The sequence below is a fragment of the Streptomyces sp. NPDC004561 genome (assembly GCF_053602155.1).
This window is the reverse complement of sequence record NZ_JBSGDB010000905.1, coordinates 1-1,405: the sequence shown is the minus strand read 5'-3', so window position 1 is coordinate 1,405 and position 1,405 is coordinate 1. Positions and strand designations below refer to the sequence as shown.

The window sequence follows — 1,405 nt, the reverse complement described above, 5'->3', positions numbered from 1 at the left end:
GGAACGTATTCACCGCAGCAATGCTGATCTGCGATTACTAGCAACTCCGACTTCATGGTCCTGCGTGACGTCGAAGGTCACAGCCTGGCCTTCCTGCAGCTCACGGAAGCCGGAAGAGTTGATGTTGGAGTAGTGCGCGAAGACGTCGGGACCCCCGCCGTCCTGCTGAATGAAACCGAAGCCCTTCTCGGCGTTGAACCACTTCACGGTCCCGCTGGCCATGCGTACACCTCTCGGTCGAACCGGGTCCACACCGTGCAGACCCGCACTGATCGCCCTGACCACACCGCACAACAAAACGCCCGCACCTGGCGGTACGGGCAGGAACGGCGAACCACGACAACCACCTTGACGCTACACGCCGCACTCGACCGACGCCAGAGAGAAATAGTTCCCCGGCTCGCCAACCTGTGTGGCTGCCGCCCCGATGCAACCGTGGCATCTGCCCCGGCACCCAGCGCCCGTGGCGCGTCGTCGTGAGTGGACGCCTGGACGAGAAAGCCCCCGTCATCCTCCTCGCGGTCAACGCATGGACTGCCGGCATCCGGGCCCGGCAGGTGCTCGGGCCGGCCACGATCACCGGCGCGGGCTGGTTCAAATCCACGCTTGGTGCGTCACGATCCACAGCCGCGGGTCCCTCAGCATCTGTCAGACGCCACGTCGCTGTTGGTACCAGCCGCTGATGTCAGGCGGAGTGTCGGATGCCGATGCCGCGCTGTCGTAACCATCGAAGCAGGTGCTCGTAGTCGAGGACGGCGGGCTGCGGCAGTTGATCGGGCTGCCCGGCTGGCTGTGCCGGATCGCTCCTCCGCCGGGTCCGCCGCCCCCGTTGCGCGCTTGCGCCGGTCAGCAGCGGGCGCTGACCACGCATGCCTCGCCGCTGAGCCGGACGCCGTCGGTGTCCGCGAAGCGGGCGAGGGCCTGCCGCATCGCCTCGCGGGCCTGCTCCGCTTCTATGGGGGCGAGTTGTTCGAGCAGGAACCTGACCGGGCCGGAGCCGGCCAGGAAGCCCGCCGCGTCGTCGGCGTCCCTGCCGAAGTTCATCGGCGCCGTGACCAGGTCCACCCGTACCTCCTCGAAGCCTGCGCCGGTCAGGAGCTGACGGATCGTCCCCGGATCCGCGAGCGAGAACATGCCGGGTGCGCCGACGGTGAAGTCCGGGACCGGGCCGTAGGCGCGCAGGACGGAGAACACGCCCGTCCAGTCGACCCGTTCGGGCGCGGCAAGGCTCGCGAAGGCGAGGCGTCCGCCGGGGCGCAGGGCGCGGCGGATGTTGGCGAAGGCGGCGGCCGGGTCGGCGAAGAACATGATGCCGAAACGGCTCAGGGCGACGTCGAAGCCGCCCGGCGGGAACGGGTGGACCTGGGCGTCGCCGCGCTCGAAGCGCAGGTTGTCGAGGCCCTCT

The 1,405-nt window shown here is 68.8% G+C and carries 2 protein-coding genes; both read right to left on the bottom strand.

Translation table 11 applies throughout. The features are described 5' to 3' along the window. Positions 1-9 precede the first annotated feature (9 nt). Entirely contained in the window at positions 10-222 is a 213-nt protein-coding gene (locus ACWEN3_RS46580; RefSeq protein WP_452984504.1) for a cold-shock protein, read from the bottom strand. 624 nt (positions 223-846) lie between these two features. Continuing rightward, positions 847-1,405: class I SAM-dependent methyltransferase (locus ACWEN3_RS46575; protein WP_452984503.1), on the bottom strand; the 559-nt coding region annotated here is incomplete at its 5' end.

Bases quoted from the DNA above. Each gene is read 5' to 3' on its own strand.
- ACWEN3_RS46580 (WP_452984504.1), bottom strand. From the start codon at position 222: ATGGCCAGCGGGACCGTGAAGTGGTTCAACGCCGAGAAGGGCTTCGGT.